The 24,712-nt window shown below is 40.6% G+C and carries 21 protein-coding genes and 5 tRNA genes; 3 read left to right on the forward strand and 23 right to left on the reverse strand.

The features are described 5' to 3' along the window. The first annotated feature begins 51 nt into the window (after positions 1-51). Entirely contained in the window at positions 52-960 is a 909-nt protein-coding gene (gene miaA / locus AC570H_RS12235; protein WP_497355183.1) for a tRNA (adenosine(37)-N6)-dimethylallyltransferase MiaA, read from the forward strand. 24 nt (positions 961-984) lie between these two features. On the opposite strand, the gene AC570H_RS12240 is transcribed toward miaA, so the two are convergent. From AC570H_RS12240 to rpsU, 19 genes are all read right to left on the reverse strand, one after another. Beyond that, positions 985-1,299 carry a DUF3467 domain-containing protein gene (locus tag AC570H_RS12240; RefSeq protein WP_497359151.1) on the reverse strand — a complete coding sequence of 105 codons (315 nt, stop codon included), beginning with the start codon at positions 1,297-1,299 and terminating at the stop codon, positions 985-987. A 409-nt stretch (positions 1,300-1,708) separates the two neighbouring features. Further along, positions 1,709-2,476 carry a hypothetical protein gene (locus AC570H_RS12245; RefSeq protein WP_497355185.1) on the reverse strand — a complete coding sequence of 256 codons (768 nt, stop codon included), beginning with the start codon at positions 2,474-2,476 and terminating at the stop codon, positions 1,709-1,711. Positions 2,477-2,877: 401 nt separating this feature from the next. Beyond that, positions 2,878-7,164 carry a DNA-directed RNA polymerase subunit beta' gene (rpoC, locus tag AC570H_RS12250; RefSeq protein WP_497355187.1) on the reverse strand — a complete coding sequence of 1,429 codons (4,287 nt, stop codon included), beginning with the start codon at positions 7,162-7,164 and terminating at the stop codon, positions 2,878-2,880. Between the two features lie 81 nt (positions 7,165-7,245). Then, on the reverse strand, positions 7,246-11,049 hold the full coding sequence (rpoB, locus tag AC570H_RS12255) for a DNA-directed RNA polymerase subunit beta (protein ID WP_497355189.1): 3,804 nt from the start codon (positions 11,047-11,049) through the stop codon (positions 7,246-7,248). A gap of 154 nt (positions 11,050-11,203) precedes the next feature. Further along, positions 11,204-11,584: a 50S ribosomal protein L7/L12 gene (gene rplL / locus AC570H_RS12260; protein WP_497355191.1), complete on the reverse strand. Its 381-nt coding sequence runs from the start codon at positions 11,582-11,584 to the stop codon at positions 11,204-11,206. 64 nt (positions 11,585-11,648) lie between these two features. Then, on the reverse strand, positions 11,649-12,170 hold the full coding sequence (rplJ, locus tag AC570H_RS12265; RefSeq protein ID WP_497355193.1) for a 50S ribosomal protein L10: 522 nt from the start codon (positions 12,168-12,170) through the stop codon (positions 11,649-11,651). Positions 12,171-12,172: 2 nt separating this feature from the next. Next, positions 12,173-12,871 (reverse strand): 50S ribosomal protein L1, encoded by a 699-nt coding sequence (gene rplA / locus AC570H_RS12270; protein ID WP_497355195.1) that lies wholly within the window; start codon positions 12,869-12,871, stop codon positions 12,173-12,175. A 23-nt stretch (positions 12,872-12,894) separates the two neighbouring features. Next, positions 12,895-13,338, reverse strand: coding sequence for a 50S ribosomal protein L11 (gene rplK / locus AC570H_RS12275; RefSeq protein ID WP_497355197.1), 444 nt, complete (start codon positions 13,336-13,338; stop codon positions 12,895-12,897). Between the two features lie 156 nt (positions 13,339-13,494). Continuing rightward, a complete protein-coding gene (nusG, locus tag AC570H_RS12280) occupies positions 13,495-14,037 on the reverse strand; it encodes a transcription termination/antitermination protein NusG (RefSeq protein ID WP_055132257.1) in 543 nt (180 codons plus the stop codon). A 9-nt stretch (positions 14,038-14,046) separates the two neighbouring features. After that, on the reverse strand, positions 14,047-14,241 hold the full coding sequence (secE, locus tag AC570H_RS12285; protein WP_497355200.1) for a preprotein translocase subunit SecE: 195 nt from the start codon (positions 14,239-14,241) through the stop codon (positions 14,047-14,049). Positions 14,242-14,298: 57 nt separating this feature from the next. Next, a tRNA-Trp gene (locus AC570H_RS12290) sits at positions 14,299-14,369 on the reverse strand. A gap of 63 nt (positions 14,370-14,432) precedes the next feature. Continuing rightward, positions 14,433-15,620 carry an elongation factor Tu gene (tuf, locus tag AC570H_RS12295; RefSeq protein ID WP_497355202.1) on the reverse strand — a complete coding sequence of 396 codons (1,188 nt, stop codon included), beginning with the start codon at positions 15,618-15,620 and terminating at the stop codon, positions 14,433-14,435. Positions 15,621-15,745: 125 nt separating this feature from the next. Next, positions 15,746-15,817 (reverse strand) — tRNA-Thr (locus AC570H_RS12300). 83 nt (positions 15,818-15,900) lie between these two features. Continuing rightward, positions 15,901-15,973, reverse strand: a tRNA-Gly gene (locus AC570H_RS12305). Positions 15,974-16,050: 77 nt separating this feature from the next. Continuing rightward, positions 16,051-16,136 (reverse strand) — tRNA-Tyr (locus AC570H_RS12310). A gap of 85 nt (positions 16,137-16,221) precedes the next feature. Further along, positions 16,222-16,294: transfer RNA gene (locus AC570H_RS12315), tRNA-Thr, on the reverse strand. Positions 16,295-16,503: 209 nt separating this feature from the next. Then, positions 16,504-16,851, reverse strand: a complete 348-nt coding sequence (gene hpf / locus AC570H_RS12320; protein WP_497355204.1) for a ribosome hibernation-promoting factor, HPF/YfiA family — start codon at positions 16,849-16,851, stop codon at positions 16,504-16,506. A 13-nt stretch (positions 16,852-16,864) separates the two neighbouring features. Next, the gene (locus tag AC570H_RS12325; protein ID WP_497355206.1) at positions 16,865-17,773 is read right to left on the reverse strand and encodes a tyrosine-type recombinase/integrase; all 909 of its coding nucleotides are present in this window, start codon (positions 17,771-17,773) and stop codon (positions 16,865-16,867) included. A gap of 115 nt (positions 17,774-17,888) precedes the next feature. Next, positions 17,889-18,083 carry a 30S ribosomal protein S21 gene (rpsU, locus tag AC570H_RS12330; protein WP_199141706.1) on the reverse strand — a complete coding sequence of 65 codons (195 nt, stop codon included), beginning with the start codon at positions 18,081-18,083 and terminating at the stop codon, positions 17,889-17,891. A gap of 237 nt (positions 18,084-18,320) precedes the next feature. On the opposite strand from rpsU, the gene AC570H_RS12335 reads away from it, so the two are divergent. Continuing rightward, positions 18,321-18,695, forward strand: coding sequence for a DUF8785 domain-containing protein (locus AC570H_RS12335; protein WP_497355208.1), 375 nt, complete (start codon positions 18,321-18,323; stop codon positions 18,693-18,695). Between the two features lie 75 nt (positions 18,696-18,770). Here the strand turns inward: AC570H_RS12335 and AC570H_RS12340 are convergent, their stop codons facing one another. The 4 genes from AC570H_RS12340 to AC570H_RS12355 all read right to left on the reverse strand — a co-directional run bounded on the left by AC570H_RS12340 (position 18,771) and on the right by AC570H_RS12355 (position 22,796). Continuing rightward, entirely contained in the window at positions 18,771-19,682 is a 912-nt protein-coding gene (locus tag AC570H_RS12340; protein ID WP_497355210.1) for a hypothetical protein, read from the reverse strand. Positions 19,683-19,898: 216 nt separating this feature from the next. Continuing rightward, entirely contained in the window at positions 19,899-21,050 is a 1,152-nt protein-coding gene (locus tag AC570H_RS12345) for an acyl-CoA dehydrogenase family protein (RefSeq protein ID WP_497355212.1), read from the reverse strand. 302 nt (positions 21,051-21,352) lie between these two features. After that, positions 21,353-21,880, reverse strand: coding sequence for an adenine phosphoribosyltransferase (locus AC570H_RS12350; RefSeq protein ID WP_497355214.1), 528 nt, complete (start codon positions 21,878-21,880; stop codon positions 21,353-21,355). A gap of 1 nt (position 21,881) precedes the next feature. Next, on the reverse strand, positions 21,882-22,796 hold the full coding sequence (locus AC570H_RS12355; protein WP_497355216.1) for a ComEA family DNA-binding protein: 915 nt from the start codon (positions 22,794-22,796) through the stop codon (positions 21,882-21,884). Between the two features lie 70 nt (positions 22,797-22,866). On the opposite strand from AC570H_RS12355, the gene AC570H_RS12360 reads away from it, so the two are divergent. Beyond that, on the forward strand, positions 22,867-24,618 hold the full coding sequence (locus tag AC570H_RS12360) for a bifunctional lysophospholipid acyltransferase family protein/GNAT family N-acetyltransferase (RefSeq protein WP_497355218.1): 1,752 nt from the start codon (positions 22,867-22,869) through the stop codon (positions 24,616-24,618). The last annotated feature ends 94 nt before the right edge of the window (positions 24,619-24,712 follow it).

Genomic DNA, 24,712 nt, shown 5'->3' on the forward strand with positions numbered 1-24,712 from the left:
CATTAATTTCAATCTACAATCGCAGTTCTACAATCTAAAATTAGTATGCCCATGCCACAAAAAACCTTAATTGTAGTAGTAGGGCCAACCGCCATAGGTAAAACCGCCTTGGCCATTCAATTGGCCAAGCATTACCATACCGAAATCATTTCGGCCGATTCGCGCCAATTTTTTAAGGAAATGCATATCGGAACGGCTAAGCCTTCGGCGGAAGAACTAGCCGAAGCGCCCCATCATTTTATCGATTCGCATTCGGTAGCTACGCTTTTCAGCACTGGCGATTTTGAGGTGCAGGCGCTTCAATTAATGGAAGAACTTTTCAAGAAACAGGAGATACTGATTATGGTTGGTGGCTCCGGACTTTATATCGATGCCATTTGCAAGGGATTAGACGAACTGCCAGAAATAGACCTAGCTATTCGGGAGCAACTGAACCAACAACTGGCCGATGAAGGCTTAGAAAGCATTAAAAAACAATTACAGGAGCTCGATCCCCAATACTATGAAAAAGTAGACCAATGGAACCCACAACGCATGATCAGAGGCCTGGAAGTGGTGCTTTCTACCGGAAAAAAACTCAGTTCAATGCTCACCTCCACCAAGAAACAAAGACCATTTAACATGATCAAAATAGGCCTAAACACTGACCGGGCCTTGTTATATGAACGCATCAACCATAGAGTTGATTTAATGATGCAGGCTGGATTACTGGAAGAGGTGAAAAGTCTGATCCCCTATCGCCAATATAATGCGCTCAATACTGTTGGCTACTCAGAGCTATTCGATTACCTGGACGGCAAAACAGATCTGGAACATGCCGTAGCGATGATCAAACAAAATACGCGCAGATTTGCTAAACGCCAGCTTACCTGGTTTAGGCGCGACGGAGATACAGCCTGGTTTGAACCGACTGAAACCGAAAAAGTAATTGCTTTCTTAGCACAGCACTTAGCTAATTAGCAAATCGCCAGTTAACTAACTTGATTAGGCCTGCGCAGTTGGTCCGCCAAAGTTCATCGGAAAGCCTGGAGGCTCTTCTTGGGTTTTTATACGGCCGTTAATGGCTTCATACTTCTCTACATTATCAATCATAGCCTGTAAAAGCCTTTTGGTATGTTCAGGTGTCAAGATAATTCTCGATTTTACCTTCGCTTTTGGCACACCCGGCATTACACGGATAAAATCCAGTACAAATTCTGTATTTGAGTGGGTAATGATAGCCAGGTTAGAAAAAACTCCTTCTGCAATTTCTTCAGAAAGCTCTATATTCAATTGATTTTCGTTTTGTTGCTCTTCCATAGCGCCAAAAATAGAAAATTCCATTATAGAATAATGGAATTTTCTATTTTATTATCAGTATGTTTGCTCTGGTTAATTACAAAAGATAAAATAAAACCTACAGTACCGATATTTGTCCAATCCAAAAAATAAACATCTATTTGATGATATCCGCTTTAAAGGTTGGCTATGTTCTCCTTTATTGCCAAAATTTCTCTTTTGTTATCAAATTCAGCTTTAATTTTTGTTCGGACAAAAGAAATCAATTGCTCAGCCTCTCATTTTCTGTAACACTCATGGCTTTACTTTCAAATAATGGCAAAAAATCTATTCCAAATAGAATAAACCTTACGTAAGCTAAAAATAGCAACATGAAATTTTAAGATGCTGAAAACAAAACTCACTCTTGGCAAAAAATCCAAAAAAATTCTTACTCTCCATAATAATACTTACTTTTTGTAACAGTACCATCACTTGTCGTGACTTGAGCGGTTGCAATAGATCCCAAAGCGTTATAGCTATAAGACGTGGTAGCCGCAACACTTGTGGTTCCATCAGCATTTAAAACAGTCGTGGTAATTGGATTATTTTTAGAAAGTGATCCTAATATTCCAATTGGCACCATAAAATATTCCAATTCATGGAAAGGATTAATTTTATCATCGAAAGTTGGAATTGATACTCTTGATCGCAATGAATTCTGGCTAAATGAATTCTGTTCAACCGCATTTCCATTGCTCCAAGTGTACTCACTATAGGTAGAACTAGGATTATTGCCAAAATAAGCTCTGAATACCTTATTTTCATTATAGACATAGTAAGTGGTCCCTACCCCCTCTTCATATTGTTTAAACAAATTTCCTCGGGCGTCATAATCTACAGTAATCAACGTGCTTCTGCCTCCACTTGTCTTGGTAATTTTCGCAATTCGACCTTCTGAACTATATTCCACAGCAAATGTCACATTATTTGACTGTGCAAAACCCACTTTGCCTTGATTGTTATAGGTAATCTGCCAAACAGGAGTTTCAATACCAGTTGTAAGATTAATAGAAGTTGTTTTAACAACTTTGTTATACGATGGGCTTTTTATAACTGGTTTTTCCGGTTCGTTAGGGCTTTCCTTCTTTGAACAAGAGAACAAAATTATTGTAATTAGAAACAATAGGCTGTAAAATGCAATTCTGTACGATTTCATTGGATTTTCGGTTAAATTAGATGAGCCGAAGATACAAAATGAGCGACATCGAGCCTAAATTTGTCGTGTAACAATCAAGTTTAAAAAAATCTATTCAGCAATATTTTCAGAAAAGTTATGATAGTTGATTCGCTATTTTTTAGTGTCCTTCACCAATCATATGAAATACTATGTTTTCAAATGGACACCTACTAGTCACTATAGTAATATTTATTTTTCTCACCGCACCTGTGTTGGCGGTAATTTCGTAACCTAAATAGATGGATCGAAGATAAAAAACAGCTTGTCATCCACTTATGTTTGCACTGTAACAAGCTAATTCATTGTCCCATTGCAATAGACCCGAACAAAAAAGTCCCTCCTGTTAGGGAGGGACTTGATTAGATGAAATATGCTAATTACTAAGCCTCTACTTCTTCTTGTTTAGAAGCCAATAATTTATCGTATTCTTCTTGCGAACCTACGATGATACGCTCGTAGCCACGTACGCCGGTACCTGAAGGGATCAAGTGACCAACAATTACGTTTTCTTTCAAGCCTAACATGTTATCACGTTTACCTGCAATCGCAGCTTCGTTCAGTACTTTAGTAGTTTCCTGGAACGATGCAGCCGAGATGAACGATTTGGTTCCCAATGATGCACGGGTAATACCTTGCAGAATTGAACTTGCGGTTGCAGGTTTTGCATCGCGAACTTCAATTTGGTTCAAGTCTTTACGTTTCAATTGAGAATTTTCGTCTCTTAATCTACGTAGAGAAATGATCTGACCTGGTTTTACTACGGTTGAGTCTCCGGCTTCTACTACTACTTTTTTGTCGTAGATTTCGTCGTTCTCTTCCATAAAGTCCCAACGATCTACCGAGTCGTTTTCTAAGAAACGGGTATCTCCTGGATCTTCAATATGTACTTTCTGCATCATTTGGTGTACAATTACCTCAAAGTGCTTATCGTTGATTTTCACACCTTGCAAACGGTAAACCTCTTGAATACCATTTACCAAGTATTCTTGTACAGCAGCTGGTCCTTTGATGGCTAGAATATCAGCTGGAGAAATTGATCCGTCAGATAATGGCATACCTGCTTTCACAAAGTCGTTATCCTGTACCAAAATGTGTTTAGACAATGGTACTAGATATTTTTTAACTTCTCCATCTTTCGATTCGATAGTCATCTCACGGTTACCACGTTTAACGCCACCTAAGGTTACCACACCATCAATCTCGGTTACTACCGCAGGGTTTGATGGGTTACGTGCTTCGAACAACTCGGTTACACGTGGCAAACCACCTGTAATATCTCGGGTTTTACCAGTAGCACGAGGGATTTTAGCCAAGATTTGACCTGGTTGGATCGCTTCAGACTCATCAACCGAAATGTGTGCACCTACCGGAATGTTATAACCTCTAATGAGTTCACCTTTTTTATCAACCACACGGATTGACGGGTTTTTGGTTTTATCACGGGTATCGATAATCACTTTTTCACGGTGACCAGTTTGTTCATCTGATTCTTCGCGGAAGGTTACACCTTCAACAATCGCATCAAACTCGATCTTACCTGCAAATTCTGAGATAATTACCGCGTTATATGGATCCCACGAGCAGATCTTATCGCCTTTGGCTATCGTATCTCCTTCTTTTACGTACAAGAATGCACCGTAAGGGATGTTATTGCTTACTATAACCTTGTTGGTACCTGGTTCAACAATTTTAAACTCGCCTGAACGACCTAAAACGATATCAGTTTTACCATCTTCAGTTACGGTTTCAACCGTACGTAGGTTTTCAAACTCGATCACACCATCAAATTTGGCATTGATTTGAGATTCTGCCGCGATGTTAGATGCGGTACCACCCACGTGGAAGGTACGAAGTGTTAACTGTGTACCCGGCTCACCGATTGACTGTGCCGCAATTACACCAACAGCCTCACCGGTTTGAACGCGTTTACCAGAGGCCAAGTTACGGCCATAGCAAAGGGCACAAACACCTCTTTTGTTTTCGCAGGTTAATACCGAACGGATTTCGATGCCTTCTAACGGAGATTCTTCGATCGCTTTGGCAACCTCTTCGTTGATATCTTCGCCCGCGCCTACCAATAACTCGCCGTTTAGCGGGTTAAATACGTCGTGCAGTGAAGTACGGCCTAAAATTCTTTCGTAAAGTGGCTCAACAATATCCTCGTTATCTTTCAAGGCTGTAGTATACATACCTCTCAAAGTACCGCAATCTGCAGCATTAACGATCATATCTTGGGCAACATCATGCAAACGACGAGTCAAGTAACCAGCATCGGCCGTTTTCAAGGCCGTATCTGCCAAACCTTTACGGGCACCGTGGGTAGAGATAAAGTACTCTAATACCGATAGTCCTTCTTTAAAGTTTGATAAGATCGGGTTCTCGATAATCTCGCCACCTGAACCTGATTTTTGCGGTTTCGCCATCAAGCCCCTCATCCCTGCCAACTGACGGATCTGCTCTTTAGAACCACGGGCTCCAGAGTCAAGCATCATGTAAACAGAGTTGAAACCTTGGTTATCGTTAGCTAACTGGGTCATTACAAACGTAGTTAAACGGTTGTTGATACGAGTCCAGATATCGATAATTTGGTTGTAACGCTCGTTGTTGGTAATGAAACCCATGTTATAGTTGTTTCTTACCTCTTCAACTTCGCCTGCCGCTTGTTCTAATAGCGCATGTTTTTCTACAGGAATGTTTACGTCTTGTAAGTTGAACGATAAACCTCCTCTAAATGCCATTTGGAAACCTAGTTCTTTGATATCATCCAAGAACCTTGCCGAACGGGCCATACCAGTCATTTTTACTACTTCACCAATGATATCCCTTAAAGATTTCTTGGTTAATAGCTCGTTGATATACCCTACTTCTTCTGGAACCAATTGGTTAAACAATACCCTACCAACAGTAGTTTCTGTTAATTTGTTAACGATAGTGCCATCCTCTTGTTTTACATTCACTTTTACCTTGATAAAAGCATGCAAATCAACTTTTTTCTCGTTGTAGGCAATGATTACCTCTTCTGGAGAATAGAATGACGAATCCTGACCTTTAACTACGCGAGATGCATCGGTTCTGCGGCCTTTAGTAATGTAATAAAGACCCAAAACCATATCTTGCGAAGGTACTGTAATCGGCGTACCGTTAGCAGGGTTCAAGATGTTGTGCGCAGCTAGCATTAGTACTTGGGCTTCCAAAATTGCAGCATTACCCAATGGTAAGTGGACTGCCATCTGGTCACCGTCAAAATCCGCGTTAAATGCTGTACATACCAATGGGTGCAATTGGATCGCTTTACCTTCAACCAATTTAGGTTGGAAAGACTGGATACCCAATCTGTGCAACGTAGGCGCACGGTTAAGCAATACTGGGTGTCCTTTCAATACGTTTTCAAGGATATCCCATACCAATGGATCTTTTCTATCTACGATTTTTTTGGCTGATTTTACTGTTTTAACCACACCTCTTTCAATCATCTTGCGAATGATGAACGGTTTGAATAATTCAGCAGCCATATCTTTTGGCAAACCGCATTCGTGTAATTTAAGGTTTGGACCTACAACAATTACCGAACGGGCAGAATAATCTACACGTTTACCTAATAAGTTCTGACGGAAACGGCCTTGTTTACCTTTCAAGATATCTGAAAGCGATTTCAAGGCACGGTTACCTTCTGTTTTAACCGCATTTACCTTACGCGAGTTATCGAACAACGAATCTACAGCTTCCTGCAACATACGTTTTTCGTTACGCAAGATTACCTCAGGTGCTTTGATCTCGATCAAACGTTTTAAACGGTTGTTACGGATAATTACACGACGATATAAATCGTTCAAATCTGAAGTAGCGAAACGGCCACCTTCTAATGGCACCAATGGACGCAGCTCTGGCGGAATAACCGGAACGATCTTGATGATCATCCACTCTGGGTTGTTCTCGATACGAGTTTGCGAACCACGGAAAGCTTCAACAACCTGTAAACGTTTCAAAGCTTCGTTTTTACGTTGCTGAGAAGTTTCGTTAGCTGCCTGGTGACGTAAATCATAAGATAAAGTATCCAAGTCAATACGTTTCAATAAGTCCTCTAATGCTTCGGCACCCATTTTGGCAACGAATTTATTAGGGTCTTTATCGTCAAGGTATTGGTTCTCCTTAGGCAATTTATCCAAAATGTCTAAATACTCTTCTTCGGTTAAGAAATCCATGTATTGGATTCCCTGCTCAGCCATTAAACCAGCTTGGATTACTACATAACGCTCGTAGTAAATGATCAGGTCTAATCTTTTGGTTGGCAAGCCTAAAAGGTATCCGATTTTGTTAGGCAATGAGCGGAAATACCAGATATGCGCTACAGGAACCACCAAATTGATGTGTCCCATACGCTCTCTACGTACTTTTTTCTCAGTTACCTCCACACCGCAACGGTCGCAAACAATCCCTTTGTAACGGATACGCTTGTATTTACCGCAGTGGCATTCGTAATCTTTTACCGGACCAAAGATACGCTCGCAGAACAAACCATCACGTTCAGGTTTGTAGGTACGATAGTTAATGGTCTCAGGTTTTAACACCTCACCGCTCGAACGCTCCAAGATATTCTCAGGCGATGCCAAGCTAATGGTAATCGAGGTGAAATTGCTTTTTAATTTATTATCCTTTTTGTAAGACATAGCTTTTTTAAGTTGAAAGTTCAAAGTTTAAAAAGTTGAAAGTGTCACAATGACTTAACTTTCAACTTTATACTTTTCACTTTAGTCTAACGTAATATCCAAACCTAAGCCACGAAGCTCATGTACCAATACGTTGAACGATTCTGGTACGCCTGGGGTTGGTAGGTTTTCGCCTTTTACAATGGCTTCGTAAGTTTTGGCCCTTCCAATTACATCATCAGACTTCACAGTCAGGATTTCTTGAAGGATGTTAGCTGCACCGAATGCCTCTAATGCCCAAACCTCCATCTCACCAAAACGCTGACCACCGAACTGGGCTTTACCACCCAATGGCTGCTGTGTAATTAATGAGTATGGTCCGATAGAACGTGCGTGCATCTTATCATCAACCATGTGACCTAGTTTCAGCATATAGATAATACCTACTGTAGTTGGCTGATCGAATTTCTCGCCAGTTAAACCATTGTTCAAGTAAGTTCTACCTGAAGCCGGAATACCTGCTTTAGAGATCCAGTCTTCCACCTCATCATGCTTGGCACCATCAAAGATCGGAGTTGCAAATTTAACGCCCAATTCTTTACCGGCCCATGCCAATACGGTTTCGTAGATCTGGCCCAAGTTCATACGTGAAGGTACACCCAGTGGGTTCAACACGATATCAACCGGTGTTCCGTCGTCAAGGAATGGCATATCCTCATCACGTACGATACGGGCAACGATACCCTTGTTACCGTGACGGCCTGCCATTTTATCACCTACTTTTAACTTACGTTTTTTAGCTACATAAACTTTCGCCATTTGAACAATTCCCGAAGGCAATTCGTCACCTACGCTTACTGCAAATTTATCGCGTTTATAAGCACCTAATTCTTCGTTTACACGGATACCGTAGTTATGCAACAACATTTTGATCTGGTCATTTTTGTCGTCATCAGTAGTCCATTTGTATGGATTGATGTGTGCATACTCTAGGTCGGCCAAAATCTTTTGGGTAAACTTAGCGCCTTTAGCTACCAATAGTTCTTTGTATACGTTAAATACACCTTGCGATGTTTTGCCATTTACAATTTGGAACAATTTGTCAACTAACTCGTTCTTTAGGTTCTCTACAGCTAAATTGTATTTTTTATCTAGTTTCTCAATTGCTGATTTTTCCTCTGCTTTAGTGGTTTTCTTAGCTCTTGAGAACAATTTAGTATCAATTACCACACCTTTGATTGAAGGTGGAGTTTTTAACGAAGCATCTTTTACGTCGCCGGCTTTATCACCGAAGATAGCGCGAAGCAATTTCTCTTCTGGTGAAGGATCCGACTCTCCTTTTGGTGTAATCTTACCAATTAGGATATCGCCTTCTTTCACTTCGGCTCCGATACGGATGATACCGTTTTCGTCCAAATCTTTAGTCGCTTCTTCTGATACGTTAGGGATATCTGGTGTTAATTCCTCTTCTCCACGTTTGGTATCACGTACTTCCAATTCAAACTCTTCGATATGCAAAGAAGTAAAGATATCATCTCTCACAATACGCTCGTTGATTACGATCGCATCCTCAAAGTTATATCCCTGCCAAGGCATGAAAGCAACTTTTAGGTTTCTTCCCAATGCCAATTCTCCGTTTTCGGTTGCATAACCCTCGCAAAGCACTTGTCCTTTGGTTACTTTTTGGCCTTTTTGAACAATCGGCTTCAAGTTGATACAAGTATTCTGGTTGGTTTTTTTGAACTTGGTTAATCTATATGTTTTGCTATCGCCTTCAAATGAAACCAAACGATCTGACTCGTTTCTTACATATTTGATGGTGATTTCGTTTGCATCTACATATTCAACTACACCCTCGCCTTCTGCATTGATTAGGGTTCTTGAGTCGCGGGCTACGCGGCCTTCTAAACCTGTACCAACAATTGGAGCTTCTGGACGCAACAATGGCACCGCTTGGCGCTGCATGTTCGATCCCATCAAAGCCCTGTTCGCATCATCATGCTCTAAGAAAGGAATTAACGAAGCCGCGATAGAAGTGATCTGGTTTGGTGCAATATCCATCAAGTCTAATTTCTCAGGCTCGATAATCGGAAAGTCACCTTCGTAACGTGCCTTAACGCGAGGAGTGGTAAAGTTACCTTTATCATCATACTCGGCATTGGCTTGCGCGATGGTTTTTCCGTCTTCGTCTTCTGCAGACAGGTAGATTACATCCTCATCAACTGCTACTACACCTTCTACTACTTTTTTATAAGGAGTTTCGATGAAACCTAAGTTGTTGATTTTCGCGTGAACACACAAAGAAGAAATCAAACCGATGTTTGGTCCCTCTGGTGTTTCAATGGTACACAAACGACCATAGTGGGTGTAGTGAACGTCACGAACCTCGAAACCTGCACGCTCACGTGACAGACCGCCTGGACCTAAAGCCGACAAACGACGCTTGTGCGTAATCTCTGCCAAAGGATTGGTCTGGTCCATGAACTGCGACAGCTGGTTGGTACCAAAGAATGAATTGATAACCGACGATAAAGTACGGGCATTGATCAAATCTGTTGGCGTAAATACCTCGTTGTCGCGAATGTTCATACGCTCGCGGATCGTTCTGGCCATACGTGCCAAACCTACACCGAACTGTGCGTATAATTGCTCACCAACGGTACGAACACGACGGTTAGACAAGTGATCGATATCATCCACCTCTTCTTTAGAGTTGATTAATTTGATCAAATATTTAACAATCGCAATGATATCTGCTTTGGTTAATACCTTCACGTCATCAGGCGTATCCATTTTCAGCTTACGGTTGATGCGGTATCTACCTACATCGCCCAAATCATAACGTTTATCCGAGAAGAACAAACGCTCGATGATACCTCTTGCAGTTTCCTCATCAGGTGGTTCTGCGTTACGCAAAGCACGGTAGATGTTTTCAACAGCCTCTTTTTCAGAGTTTGAAGTATCTTTTTGTAAGGTATTATATATAATGGTATAATCAGCTTGAGAGGCACCATCGTCTTTTGACAAGATAATAGTTTTTACGCCTGCATCAATGATCATATCGATATGGTCGTCTTCTAAAACGGTATCCCTATCTAAGATAACTTCGTTACGGTCAATCGAAACCACCTCACCAGTATCCTCATCTACGAAATCCTCAACCCATTTTCTTAAAACCCTTGCAGCCAATTTACGGCCGATAAATTTCTTCAAGCCAGATTTGCTCACTTTTACTTCGTCAGCTAAATCGAAAAGCTCCAAGATGTCTTTATCAGAATCGTAACCGATGGCACGCAACAAGGTGGTAACCGGGAACTTTTTCTTACGGTCGATATACGCGTACATTACGTTGTTAACGTCTGTAGCGAACTCGATCCAAGAACCTTTGAAAGGAATCACACGGGCTGAATACAATTTAGTACCGTTGGTGTGGCGGCTTTGGCCGAAGAACACACCTGGTGACCTGTGCAACTGAGACACGATAACGCGCTCTGCGCCATTGATCACGAAAGTACCTTTGGGAGTCATATAAGGTATGGTTCCCAGGTATACATCCTGAATGATGGTTTCAAAATCCTCGTGTTCTGCATCGTTACAAGAAAGCTTCAACTTTGCTTTTAACGGAACACTGTAAGTTAACCCACGATCAATACATTCTGGAATGTCATAACGCGGTGGGTCAATAAAATAATCTAAGAATTCAAGGACAAAGATGTTTCTTGAATCTGTAATCGGGAAATTTTCAGCAAATACCTTAAATAAACCTTCTGTGTGACGGTTATCTGAAGTAGTTTCGATCTGAAAAAATTCTCTAAATGATTGCAACTGCACATCCAGAAAATCTGGATAATCTATGATATGCTTACTACGTGCAAAATTTACTCTTTGGTCGACTTTATTTGCCAAGGGACTAAATTTAATTTAGTTTAAGAATAAACTATTAGTTTGGTTTGCTTTCGGGAACATTGATCAACCAAACAAGATGCAATGTTCATAAACAGGAATAGACTCCGACTAAATAGTCGGAGTCTTTTCTTAAAGGTTTATTGAAATTAAGTGATTACTTAATCTCAACTGTAGCTCCAGCTTCTTCTAATTGTTTTTTCAAAGCTTCAGCTTCGTCTTTAGCAACACCAGCTTTCAATTCTTTAGGTGCACCGTCAACTAGATCTTTAGCTTCTTTCAAACCTAAGCCAGTTAAGTCTTTTACCAATTTAACAACTGCTAATTTTTGACCACCAGCTTCTTTCAAAATTACATCGAAAGTTGATTTTTCTTCAGCTGCAGGAGCATCAGCACCACCAGCCGCAGGACCAGCGATAGCTACAGCTGCTGCTGCAGGCTCAATACCATACTCGTCTTTCAAGATTTGAGCTAACTCATTAACTTCTTTAACTGTTAAGTTTACTAATTGCTCAGCAAACGCTTTTAAATCTGCCATTTTATAGATTTTTAAAAATTTTACTTAATAATTTAATTTATAACGAAATTTCTCAAGGTTTTCGTTAACCTTCTCTTTCTTGTAGTGTTTTAACTATACCTGCAAGTTTGCCTCCGCTCGATTTCAATGCCGAGATCACGTTTTTAGCTGGTGATTGTAATAGACCAACGATATCTCCGATCAACTCTTCTCTCGATTTGATGCTGATTAGTGAATCTAATTGGTTATCGCCAACATAAATAGCCGACTCGATATAAGCTGCTTTAAGCACTGGCTTGTCAGATGTTTTTCTCAAGGCTTTGATCAGCTTGGCTGGACCATTACCTACTTTAGAGAACAACAAAGCCGACTGGCCTTTTAATGCTGGGAATATCTCAGATGCATCGCCATCTAAACCTTCGATCGCAATTTTGATCAAGGTATTTTTGGCAACTTTCATTTCGATACCGCTCTCGAAACATTTGCGACGGATGTTATTTACATTTTCAACAGATAAGCTTGAGGTATCAGCAATATAAAAATTGCCAAACTCCTGCATTTTCTCTTGAAGAGCTAAAACTACTTCTTGTTTTTCTTCTCTGTTCATAATTAGATCCCCGCTACTGATTTAGTTTCGATTGCAATTCCAGGACTCATTGTAGAAGACACGTGAATGCTTTTAAAATAAGTTCCTTTTGCAGCAGAAGGCTTTAATTTTGAAATGGTTTGAAGTACTTCTAACGCATTTTCATATATTTTCTCTGCTGAGAATGATACTTTTCCTATCGAAGCATGGATGATACCAGTTTTGTCAACTTTAAAATCAATCTTACCGCCTTTTACATCAGTTACAGCTTTACCAACTTCGTTGGTTACTGTACCCGACTTAGGGTTTGGCATAAGGTTACGTGGACCTAAAACACGGCCCAGTTTACCTACTTTTGCCATACAAGCAGGAGTAGTGATAATAATGTCAACATCTGTCCAACCACCTTCAATCTTGGCCACATATTCGTCTAATCCTACGAAATCCGCGCCTGCTGCTTTAGCCTCTTCTTCCTTGTCAGGAGTACAAAGCACTAAAACACGTACAGTTTTACCTGTACCGTGAGGCAAAGTAGCAATACCACGTACCATTTGATTGGCTTTACGTGGATCAACGCCTAAACTCACATCAATATCAACTGATGCATCGAATTTAGTTGTTGTAATCTCCTTTACCAAAGCAGCTGCATCCTGTAAAGAATACACTTTGCCGGCTTCTAGTTTAGCGTGTGCCTTTTTTTGATTTTTTGTTAACTTAGCCACTGTTGTAAACTGTTTTTGGTTAATTAATTAGACCAGGGTGCGTCACCGTTAACGGTGATTCCCATACTGCGTGCTGTACCCGCTACCATCTTCATAGCAGATTCGATAGTGAAAGCGTTTAAATCGCTCATCTTATCTTCAGCAATTGTCTTAACTTGATCCCAAGTCACCGAACCAACTTTTTTACGGTTGGGCTCAGCAGAACCGCTCTGTAATTTAGTAGCTTCCAATAATTGGATAGCAACCGGAGGGGTTTTGATGATGAATTCGAAAGACTTGTCAGCATATACAGTAATTACAACTGGTAGTACTTTACCTGGCTTATCTTGGGTACGAGCATTAAATTGCTTGCAAAATTCCATGATATTAACACCTTTAGCACCCAATGCAGGTCCTACTGGTGGTGATGGATTTGCCGCTCCGCCTTTGATTTGTAATTTAACAAGTGCACCGACTTCTTTTGCCATTTTCTGATTTGTTAATTGTAATACTCAATGTTAAATATTGGAAGCATGTAACATTTAAGATTTTTATTGGTAGTATCGAGTAGTAAGTATCAGGTATCAAGCTTATTCATCTGGAGATTTCCCTCTTGCTACTTGATACTAATATCTTGCTACTTCTTACTCTTTCTCTACCTGCATATAGTTAAGCTCCAACGGTGTTTTACGACCGAAGATCTTAACCATTACTTTTAGTTTTTTCTTCTCTTCGTTAACCTCTTCAATTACTCCGGTAAATCCGTTGAAAGGGCCATCCATTACTTTAACGTTCTCGCCTACATAATAAGCGATGTTCATTGTTTCACCTTGTTGGCTCATTTCATCAACCTTACCCAAGATACGGTTAACTTCAGCTTGGCGCATAGGAATAGGATTTCCGGCCTTGTCGCCCAAAAATCCGATTACACTATTGATACCTTTTATAATATGTTCTAACTCTCCGTCTAAAATCGCCTCGATCAATACATAGCCTGGGTAAAAGTTACGTTCTTTGGCAATTTTCTTTCCTTCCTTCATTTGGTAGTATTTCTCCATAGGGATCAATACTTGAGGAACCAGATGAGAAAAACCTAAACGGCTGATTTCAGAGTCGATATATTGTTTAACTTTCTTTTCTTTGCCACTTACCGCTCTAACTACATACCACTTTAACTGATCGTTCATCTAGTGTCCTTAATTTAATGAATTATAAAAAGTTTCTAATAGATAGTTGGCACCTTTATCCATACCGAAGATCACAACGGCAATGATAAGTGATGCCACCAAAACCAATACTGCAGAATTTTGCAATTCTCCCCATGTAGGCCAAGTTACCTTCTGGGTCATTTCTTCGTATGATTCTTTAATAAATTGAACTACACCAGCCATATTTATAAAAATTAAAATCAGCTAATTAGCTAATTAGCTAATTCTCATATTGTTTTGCACGGGAACAAGGATTCGAACCCTGATCAAAGGTTTTGGAGACCTCTATTCTACCATTGAACTATTCCCGTAGACACAATTAGCTAATCAGCGAATTTGCTAATTAGCTAATTGTTGTTTGTTATGTTTTATCCTTATTTAAGGATTTCAGTTACCTGACCAGCACCTACTGTTCTACCACCTTCACGGATAGCGAAACGTAGACCTTTTTCCATTGCGATAGCGTTGATCAATTTTACAGTGATCGTTACGTTATCACCTGGCATTACCATCTCAGTACCTTCAGCTAGTGAAATCTCACCAGTTACGTCTGTGGTACGGAAATAGAACTGAGGACGGTATTTGTTGAAGAATGGAGTGTGACGACCACCTTCAGCTTTTGACAATACATAGATCTCAGCTTTGAAATCGGTGTGAGGAGTTACTGAACCTGGTTTACAGATTACCATACCACGACGGATATCAGTTTTCTCAATACCACGCAACAACAAACCTACATTATCACCTGCTTCACCATAATCAAGGATTTTACGGAACATTTCCACACCTGTTACAGTTGATTTCAAGTTCTCAGCACCCATACCCAAAATCTCTACTGGATCACCAGAGTTGATTTGACCACGCTCGATACGGCCAGTTGCTACTGTACCACGACCAGTGATTGAGAATACGTCCTCAACTGGCATCAAGAATGGAAGGTCTGTCAAACGTGGAGGAATTGGAATGTAGCTATCTACAGCTTCCATTAATTCCATGATTTTGCCAACCCATTTAGGATCGCCGTTCAAACCACCTAGAGCTGAACCTTGGATAACTGGAATATCATCACCTGGGAATTCATAGAACGACAATAGTTCACGAACTTCCATCTCTACTAGTTCTAACAATTCTGGATCATCAACCATATCCACTTTGTTCATGAATACTACCAATGAAGGTACACCTACCTGACGAGCCAATAGGATGTGCTCGCGAGTTTGTGGCATCGGACCATCTGTAGCAGCAACCACGATAATCGCACCGTCCATCTGAGCCGCACCAGTAACCATGTTTTTTACATAATCCGCGTGACCTGGACAGTCAACGTGTGCATAGTGACGGTTAGCTGTTGAATACTCAACGTGAGCAGTGTTGATAGTGATACCTCTTTCTTTTTCCTCTGGTGCAGAGTCAATCGAATCAAATGAACGTGCCTCAGATAAACCAGCATCAGATAACACTTTAGTGATAGCTGCTGTTAAGGTTGTTTTACCGTGGTCAACGTGACCGATAGTACCGATGTTTAAGTGCGGCTTACTGCGGTCAAACTTTTCTTTTGCCATTTTTTTATACTTATTAGTAGGTTAACTTTTTTTTATTTATTTATTGCTTTGATACAATTTTCAACACAAAAAACCTTGTTCAATCTGCTTTTTGAGCAGTTTTAACAAAGCATTTATATCTTTTGAGCCAAAGATGGGACTTGAACCCACGACCTCTTCCTTACCAAGGAAGTGCTCTACCGCTGAGCTACTTCGGCTTTTTAGTTTTCAGTTCTCAGTATTCAGTTTACAGTTCAAACTGCCAACTATTTAACCGCCAACTGCTCAACTCTTAATAAAGAGCGGAAGACGAGGTTCGAACTCGCGACCTATAGCTTGGAAGGCTATCGCTCTACCAACTGAGCTACTTCCGCTTTTCAGTTTTCAGCTTGCAATTTTCAGCTCACAGTTTAATCAACTGAGAACCGGCAAGTGCTACTGCCAACTAATTTGGTGGGGAGAGAAGGATTCGAACCTTCGAAGTCTTGCGACAACAGAGTTACAGTCTGTCCCATTTGGCCACTCTGGTATCTCCCCCTTTTTATTTGCGATTTTCTGATTTTCGACCCAGAATTGAAATGCTCCAACCTAAAATCGCCAATCTACGACCTAAAATAAAAAGAGCCTCCTATCGGAATCGAACCAATGACCTACTGATTACAAGTCAGTTGCTCTACCAGCTGAGCTAAGGAGGCTTATACGGTACACCAATCTAAATAATTGATGTGTTTTGTATCTTTTTAATCTTTCACAGAACTTCCATCTCTCGGCTTAAACAAACGCCCTTTCCGAAATGGAATGCAAATCTACAAAAATTAATTTCGGAAAAAAATATATTTGAAAAAAAAATTTGGCGGGACAAGGCCCGCCAAAGTCTTTTAAAATTCAATATGGAAATATCCGTCTAATAATCAGATACTTCATCTGCATTAAGTATGGCTTTATGCTCACTTAATTTTGCACGAGTTTTGTCTTTATGTTTAGTGATTTGTTTTTTCAGGGATTCGATAGCCAAATCAGTAGCCTCTTCAAAAGACTTGCACTGCTCTTTGGCAAAGAGCGTCATTCCTGGAACCATTAATTTAATTTCCGTTATCTTATTCTCTTCGTCTTCAACGTTTTCTAGCTTCAAATAAACCTCGCCACCTATAATCTGATCAAAAAACTGATCTAATTTGTCTACTTTCTTTTGGATAAAGTCTAATAACTTTTTGTCTGCATTGAAATGAATGGATTGAACTCTGATTTTCATTTTTCCTCCTTTTTTATGCCTTTGGATGGGCTTGTTTATATATAGATTTTAAACGCTCTATTGAGTTGTGCGTATACACCTGGGTAGCGGCCAGGCTTGCATGCCCCAACAGTTCTTTTATCGCATTAAGATCGGCGCCCTTGTTTAAAAGGCTGCTGGCAAACGAATGCCGCAGCACATGGGGGCTTTTCTTGTCTTGCGTTGATATGTATGTCAAGTAACGGGTAACAATTCTGTAGATCAATTTTGGATAGGCAGCTGCGCCTAGATGAGTAACGATTAATGCCTCGCTTTTGTTATTAAAATTCTGCAAAAACTTCAAGTCTACATACGATTTCACTTGTTGCAACAATGCGCCATGCAACGGGATGATTCGCTCTTTGCTCCTCTTGCCCAGCACTTTAATGGCACTTTCATAATAGTTGATGTCGCTTTCTTTTAATGACAGTAATTCTGCCAAACGCATGCCCGTTCCAAAAAGCAGCTCGAGCACCAGTTTATCGCGCTGGCTTGCAAAGCTGTCGTCAAAGTATTCAATCTTTTCTCCTGTTTCGGTTATTCTGCCATCTAACAGGCCGTCCATTTTGGCATCTTCAATAAAAACCGGAAGCCTTTTGGGAACTTTGGGCGATTTGATAAGAGCCATCGGACTTGCCTTTATGGCCTTTTCCCTGAGCAGGTGCTTATAGAAGCTTCTCAAGGTTGATAGTTTTGCCTTAACGGTGCTTTCTGCCATCTTGTTGTCGAGCAAGTATACCATAAAGCTTCTGATATGGGTGGCTTGTGCAGATGCGAGGCCTAATTCGAATTCCTTCTGCATAAAGTCTTCAAACTGTAGCAAATCTGTTTGATAGGCTTGTATGGTATGCGGAGAGTAACGCTTCTCGTGCTGCAAATAGATGATGAAATTGCTCACCAGCATAGGCTTAGGGTTCGATATTGGTGAATATACAAAAAATAGCAAGCGCAAGTATTTTTTTTCAAAAAAAAACGCCCCCGAAAAATCGGAGGCGTTTAATATCTTAAACAATTAGAAACTATAGCGTTCCTTCTTGGTTCAATCCTTGGATGTAAACAGCGTGCTTAATTTCAGTACGACGGGTTACAGATTTTTTCTCGTATGCCTGACGGCTACGTAGTTCTCTTAACACACCAGTTTTTTCAAACTTTTTCTTGAAACGTTTTAACGCTTTATCTAATGATTCGCCGTCTTTAATATTAATAATGATCATAACGTGAAATACCTCCTCTCAGTCGATTTTAAATGCCCTGTTTATGTAGGGGATGCAAATGTAAGTAAATTATTGAAAACGAGAAAGTTTTTGTCTTCTTTTTTGTTTGATCGGCCTCCTAGAATAGCTGATTGAAGCTTAGGCACATCACAATTGGTTCAAGTGAGCTTTCCGCTTTGTATCTTGGTATGAATTGTGCTATGCATTTGCTACATTTAGCTACCTAAAACATAAATCATGACGACCAAGAAAAAGTTCATACTCATTACCTCTACAATTGTTATTTTGGTGCTGGCCATCATTGTCTATTACCGCTACTTCTTTGTTTTTGGCGAAGGGGTAAAATCTGGCGACCTTAATTACATTGTAAAGAAAGGCTATGTCTTTAAAACCTACGAAGGCAAAATCATACAAAGCGGCATTAAATCGAAGCAAGTAGGCAGCGTGCAATCTAACGAATTCGAATTTTCGGTTTCCGACGAGGAAGTGGCCAAAAAGATGATGGCCAACAGCGGCAAATCTTTCGAGGTCCATTACCGCGAATACAAAGGCGCCTTGCCTTGGCGAGGCTTTAGCGTGTTCGTAGTAGATAGTATTGTGAGCATGCATTAATACATGAAATCCCCATCCTAGCGTAAAATCAGGATGGGGATTTTTCATTAAAAGAGCGCGTACCTGACTATCTGATTAATTAATTGTGCTCAAGTAATCATCAATAGTTTGCTGGTTGGCCGTTGCCAATGGCACATTGATATGCATATCAGCGCTTACCGTAAAATTGGTATGCCCAAAATAGATCACATTGTCCATTCCTACAGAAATAATGACCAATTTTCCCGTTAAACCAATTGGCATGGAGTTAAGGTAAGATTGATGTTTGTTGATGGCCAACACAAATGGCAATCCTATCACTGTGTTTAGGTTATCAAATATTAAATACGCTTTTTGTTCTTTGATACTTGGTGTAACACCTGCATAAACCGGGCTTGCAGTAATGGTGGTTTTAGGATTGGGGGTGCTGTAAAAATAGTCGCAGTTTATCCATCCAAAGTTTGGCAACGAGAATTCATAATAGCTCGGCGAGGTGGTTACCCTAAATTTATCATTGGTAATCCAAGTGCTATCAGATACTGTTGTACCGGTAAAAACAAATAAATTCATTGGCTGCGTGCTCAATGTAGTAGGCACCTTTACGGTCGTAATACTCGCTGGATTTAATTTGAGTGCTTGTCCGTTTTGGGAAGCCAGGATCTGGAACTCTCCACCCGACACCAACAACTGCCCGTTAGATTCAGTCATTTTGCCCGATAGCATGATGTCTCTTTTGCTCAACACCTCTTTTAGAGTTAATTTGATGTTTCCTGAAACAGGATTGCCACTGGCGTCTAAAAACGCATTTGCCGGAAAATCCAGTTTGATGCCTTTTGTTCCGGTAATGCTAAATGCGGTTCCGGCGTTGCCGTTAAAGCTTTGCGAAGGCACCGAAAACTTGGCATTAAATTCATTTAGGCTAAGCGTATTGCTGCCTAAGTTCGTTCCATCTTTTTTGCAGGCCATTACACTAACGGCCAATGCTACAATTAAAGTCAATTTTTTCATGGTCTTGTTATTAAGTCTTTTGCTTACTCTGTTCAGGCTTTTCTGCTTTCGCCATTTGTTTGTTAACATCATATCAAAGACCATGAAGATTTGTTACCCCCCGATTGAAAATCTTCTTGCCCGATCTGTGGTTTCGAGACCACGGAAAAACAAAAAAAGGCCGTCTGCATTTGCAAACGGCCTCCAGTTTAGTAATTATGGTTAGTTAATAGTTTCTTATTTCATGATTTCTCTAGCAATAACGATCTTCTGTATTTCAGAAGTTCCTTCGCCAATGGTGCAAAGCTTGCTATCGCGATAGTATTTTTCTACCGGAAAATCTTTGGTATAGCCATAGCCACCAAAAATCTGCACCGCTTCCGTAGCGCATCTCACAGCCACTTCCGACGCATAGTATTTAGCCATTGCCGATTCTTTGGTCATTGGCAGGTGGCGGTTCTTCAAATCAGCTGCTTGGCGGATCAGTAATTCTGCCGCTTCGATTTCGGTAGCCATATCGGCCAGTTTAAAGCTAATGCCCTGGAAACTCGAAATTGGCACTCCAAACTGATAACGTTCTTGCGCATAGGCTAAGGCGGCCAAATAGGCACCTTTTGCAATACCCAAAGACAAGGCTGCAATAGAAATACGGCCGCCATCCAACACTTTCATCGCCTGTTTAAATCCATCGCCTTCATTGCCCAACAAATTTTCTTTGGGCACGCGGCAATTATCGAAAATCATCTCGGTAGTTTCAGAGGCGCGCATGCCCAGCTTATTTTCTTTTTTGCCTGCCGAAAATCCCGGCGTGCCACGCTCTACCACAATAGCCGAAATTCCTTTAGAACTTCCTGCTTCTCCTGTACGCACCATCACAACTGCCACATCGCCAGATTTGCCATGTGTAATCCAGTTTTTGGCACCGTTAATTACATATTCGTCGCCATCGAGCACAGCCGTGGTACGCATGCGTAAGGCATCAGAACCGGTATTAGCTTCGGTAAGGCCCCAAGCTCCTATCCACTCGGCCGAAGTCAATTTAGGCAGCCACCTGTGTTTTTGGGCATCATTGGCAAATGCCAAGATGTGTCCGGTACATAAAGAGTTGTGCGCAGCCAGCGATAAGCCGATAGAGCCGCAAACTTTCGCTACTTCTACAATTACGTCTACATATTCTTGATAGCCGAAGCCAGAACCACCGTATTCTTCGGGCACTAAAACACCCATTAGGCCCAATTCGCCTAATTGTTTAAAAATTTCTATTGGAAAATGTTGTGCTTCGTCCCATTCCATTACGTTTTGTCGAATGTTTTTTTCGGCAAAATCGCTGACCATCTTTCTGATCATGTCTTGGTTTTCTGCTATTTCAAAGCTAAAGCCCGTTTGCATATAAGTAGTAGATTAAAAAAAGAAACTGTTTAAATTCTGCCTAAAATTGGCGTTTTGATTTAAACAGTTTCTTAAGATTTATATTTGGTTGAGGGCAATATTAAACAAATAATATATACCCCACAACTTAATTTCTGGGCATAAAAAGTAGAATGATTTAGTATTTGGTTCAATTATTTAACCTATTAAACACAGCTTTATAAAACAAGGCAAACGTTTGCCTGAAAAAAAATTAAAAAAAATTTCAGGTTTCCGCTAATAGGACATCAATATTACAATTTTACCCAGAAAATGAGCTCAGCCTAGAACTTGGCCAAAGAAAAAACATGCGGACAAAAGCTGGTTAGGCGATCCCTGCCATTCAAGAAATCGAGGCTAATGAGAAAGGAATAGCCGGTCACTTTTGCACCTAATTGGCCTACCAGTTTAGAAGCCGCAACTACCGTCCCTCCGGTTGCCAATAAATCGTCGTGGATCAACACATTTTGACCGGTCTTAAATGCATCTTCATGCACTTCGAGCGTAGCACTGCCATATTCCAGGTCATAAGATTGCCGAACGGTTTTATAAGGTAATTTACCTGCCTTTCGAATAGGTACAAACGGCACATTAAGCGCCTGCGACAAAGCCAAGCCGAACAAAAAACCCCTGCTTTCTATGCCTGCAACCACATCTATCTGTACCCCTTTTAACTGCGTGGCCAAAGCTTCGGTTATTTCGGCACACAATTCTGGGTTATGGAGTACCGGAGTAATGTCTTTGAAAATAATTCCAGGTTTCGGAAAATCGGCTACATCGCGCAAGGTCTGTTTGATTTTTGCTTCAAGCATGTTAGAAAGTAAGATAAGGTGCTAAGTTCTGAATATTTTGAGGCGTTAAGATAGCTACTTTCTTCAAATCTTCCACATCTTTATAGGCACCGTGCTGCTTTCTATATTGGATAATGGCATTGATCTGTTTGTATTTGAGGTAAGGATGGTTTTTAAGATCGTCAAAAACAGCCGTATTGATGTTTATTTTCTTGAGCTGGCTGGCATCAACGCGTACCTGATTTTTAATTTCTTCAAATTTGAGGCTATCTAGACCAAAAACTTCCAGTAGCTGTTCCTTTTTGTAAAAGCCTCCCAGTCTTTCCCGGTATTTAACTATGCGCTTGGCGAAGGCCGCTCCTATGCCCTTGATTTCGTCGAGTTGTGCCGTATCGGCCATATTGATCTCGATAATCGTCAACTCTTTTTTAGGTACAAAAACCTTGCTTTGATCAAACTGCTTTTTGTTTTCAAATTCGGATTCGCGGTTTTCTATCACCACATAAGGCTTCAGTTTTTCATACATATCCGGAGAAATGACGAACATTTTCTGCAGGTCTTCCACCTTATAAAACTTGCCCCCCTTGTTGCGATAGTTCACAATAGTTTGCGCCTGTTTAGACGACAATCCCAAGCGCTGCCAAGCTGATGCCTCGATCTGATTGGGGTTGAAACGAAAGAGCGCTGATTTTTCATTTCGCACATCTTTTGCATAGCGACGGTCTGAACGGCTGTAAGCATCGGGTTCTTCATCGCTCACCAACTGCAGCTTTTGGATAGCCAAAAGTTCAGGTTCCCTCAAAGGCATTTGCCTGGTAGGCAAGAGGTTATAAACATACGGAAACACCGCCAATATCAGCAGTAAGGCCATTAAAAACAATAAGCCATTGTACTCTCGCTTTGTAAAGCCAAAGTACTTATTTAACCAATTTTTCATAGATAAGATAGGTACTATAAATATAAATCTTATTTTTGAGATTGCTTTATGAATTAATTTCTCCTTACAGATGAAGATTATTACCACAAAAGAGTTTGCAAAAGCAACCAAGATAGATAAGTTAGGAGTACCGGGTTTGGCCGCTTTGTTGATGGAAGTGATGAAGCTGAACGACATCAATAAAGTCTTCTCTAAAAACGAACATTTTGAAGGCCTTGAATTTGTTGACAAGATTTTAGAAACCATTGGTGTTTCTATAGATTTTGATGAAGATGACCTTAAAAACATACCCAAGAGTGGTGGTTTTATTGCCATTGCCAACCATCCTTATGGTGGTGTAGAAGGCTTGGCGCTAGTTAAGCTGCTTTGTACGGTAAGGCCAGAAGCCAAGGTAATGGTGAACTTTATTTTAAAGAAGATTCCTAACCTGAGCGAGTTTTTTGTAGCGGTTAATCCTTTCGAAAACGTACAGCACTCCTCGAGCATCAGCGGACTGAAAGCCACTTTCGATTTATTGCAGAGCGGTACTCCAATTGGTATTTTTCCAGCAGGCGAGGTATCTACCTTTAACTTAGAAACCCAAGAAATTACCGATAGGCTTTGGCATCCGGTAGTGGGGAAGTTGATTGCCAGGGCCAAGCTGCCTGTTGTGCCAATCTATTTTCATGGCAACAATGGTATTTTGTTTAATATCCTGAGTTTCATCCACCCTACGCTAAGAACGGCCAAACTGCCTTCAGAATTCTTGAACAAGCAGGGACTGAAAATCAAAGTGAGGATTGGCAAGCCCATCAAGATCGAAGACATTTCCTATAAGAACAATACCAATAAGCTGCTTGATTTCTTAAGGGCGAGAACTTATGCGCTTGGAACCAGTTTAGAAGAGGAAAAGAAGCTCTTCAACCCCATTAACCTTTTCAAAAGGAAGAAAGTTCCTGCTCAGATCGTTGAGGAAACCGACCGCAATTTAATTATAAAGGAAGTGGCCAAACTGGAAGATTTTAGGGTTTGGGAAGAAAAAAACTATGAGGTTTACATTACGCCAACTTCTAATATTCCGAATATATTAAGAGAAATTGGGCGTCTCCGCGAGATCACTTTTAGGGAAGTTGGAGAAGGAACCAACAAAAAAATCGACCTTGACAATTACGACATTTACTATAACCACCTTTTTATATGGGATAAGGATGCCCAGACCATTGTTGGGGCTTACCGCATAGGCAAAGGCGATGAGATTTTGAATACCATGGGCCGGAGAGGTTTTTACCTATCGGAACTTTTCAAAATAAAGGAGCCTTTTTATCCTGTTTTAAGACAGGGAATTGAATTGGGACGCTCGTGGATCAGAAAAGAGTACCAGCAAAAACCATTGCCGCTTTTCTTGTTGTGGAAAGGGATTTTGAAATACCTGGTAGAAAACCCGAAATATCGTTATATGTTTGGACCGGTAAGTATCAGCAACAACTTCTCCAAATTCTCTAAATCGCTGATTGTAGATTACATTACCAAAAACCACTTCAACTACGAATTAGCCCATTATGTAAAGCCTCGAAACAAATTCAAGGCAGATTTGACGCCAATTGATACCGACTTGTTGATCGAAAACAGCGACTCGCTAAAGGATCTCGACAGTTTGATTGGCGATATTGAAAACTCACACATTAAAATTCCAGTATTGTTGCGTCAGTATATGACGCTGAATGCCAAAATCATCTGTTTTAACATCGATCCGAAATTCTCTGATTGTTTAGATGGCTTCTTGGTGGTTGATGTACATAAAATCCCGGCAGAGATGCTGGAGAAGATTGGTAAAAACTTCTAACCCATAAATCCCCTAAAGGGGACTTTTTACCTATAACTCCCCTTCAGGGGGTTGGGGGTAAAAGCAAAAGCCCTGACATCCATCGGGGCTTTTT

The sequence above is a fragment of the Pedobacter sp. B4419 genome (genome assembly GCF_059693725.1).

Bases quoted from the DNA above. Each gene is read 5' to 3' on its own strand.
- rpsU (WP_199141706.1), bottom strand. From the start codon at position 18,083: ATGATCATTATTAATATTAAAGACGGCGAATCATTAGATAAAGCGTTA.
- AC570H_RS12240 (WP_497359151.1), bottom strand. From the start codon at position 1,299: ATGGAAGAGCAACAAAACGAAAATCAATTGAATATAGAGCTTTCTGAA.
- AC570H_RS12325 (WP_497355206.1), bottom strand. From the start codon at position 17,773: ATGCTGGTGAGCAATTTCATCATCTATTTGCAGCACGAGAAGCGTTAC.
- rplL (WP_497355191.1), bottom strand. From the start codon at position 11,584: ATGGCAGATTTAAAAGCGTTTGCTGAGCAATTAGTAAACTTAACAGTT.
- AC570H_RS12350 (WP_497355214.1), bottom strand. From the start codon at position 21,880: ATGCTTGAAGCAAAAATCAAACAGACCTTGCGCGATGTAGCCGATTTT.
- tuf (WP_497355202.1), bottom strand. From the start codon at position 15,620: ATGGCAAAAGAAAAGTTTGACCGCAGTAAGCCGCACTTAAACATCGGT.
- AC570H_RS12345 (WP_497355212.1), bottom strand. From the start codon at position 21,050: ATGCAAACGGGCTTTAGCTTTGAAATAGCAGAAAACCAAGACATGATC.
- AC570H_RS12355 (WP_497355216.1), bottom strand. From the start codon at position 22,796: ATGAAAAATTGGTTAAATAAGTACTTTGGCTTTACAAAGCGAGAGTAC.
- AC570H_RS12360 (WP_497355218.1), top strand. From the start codon at position 22,867: ATGAAGATTATTACCACAAAAGAGTTTGCAAAAGCAACCAAGATAGAT.
- secE (WP_497355200.1), bottom strand. From the start codon at position 14,241: ATGGCTGGTGTAGTTCAATTTATTAAAGAATCATACGAAGAAATGACC.
- rplK (WP_497355197.1), bottom strand. From the start codon at position 13,338: ATGGCAAAAGAAGTCGGTGCACTTGTTAAATTACAAATCAAAGGCGGA.
- rpoC (WP_497355187.1), bottom strand. From the start codon at position 7,164: ATGTCTTACAAAAAGGATAATAAATTAAAAAGCAATTTCACCTCGATT.
- hpf (WP_497355204.1), bottom strand. From the start codon at position 16,851: ATGAAAATCAGAGTTCAATCCATTCATTTCAATGCAGACAAAAAGTTA.
- AC570H_RS12245 (WP_497355185.1), bottom strand. From the start codon at position 2,476: ATGAAATCGTACAGAATTGCATTTTACAGCCTATTGTTTCTAATTACA.
- AC570H_RS12335 (WP_497355208.1), top strand. From the start codon at position 18,321: ATGACGACCAAGAAAAAGTTCATACTCATTACCTCTACAATTGTTATT.
- miaA (WP_497355183.1), top strand. From the start codon at position 52: ATGCCACAAAAAACCTTAATTGTAGTAGTAGGGCCAACCGCCATAGGT.
- rplJ (WP_497355193.1), bottom strand. From the start codon at position 12,170: ATGAACAGAGAAGAAAAACAAGAAGTAGTTTTAGCTCTTCAAGAGAAA.
- AC570H_RS12340 (WP_497355210.1), bottom strand. From the start codon at position 19,682: ATGAAAAAATTGACTTTAATTGTAGCATTGGCCGTTAGTGTAATGGCC.
- nusG (WP_055132257.1), bottom strand. From the start codon at position 14,037: ATGAACGATCAGTTAAAGTGGTATGTAGTTAGAGCGGTAAGTGGCAAA.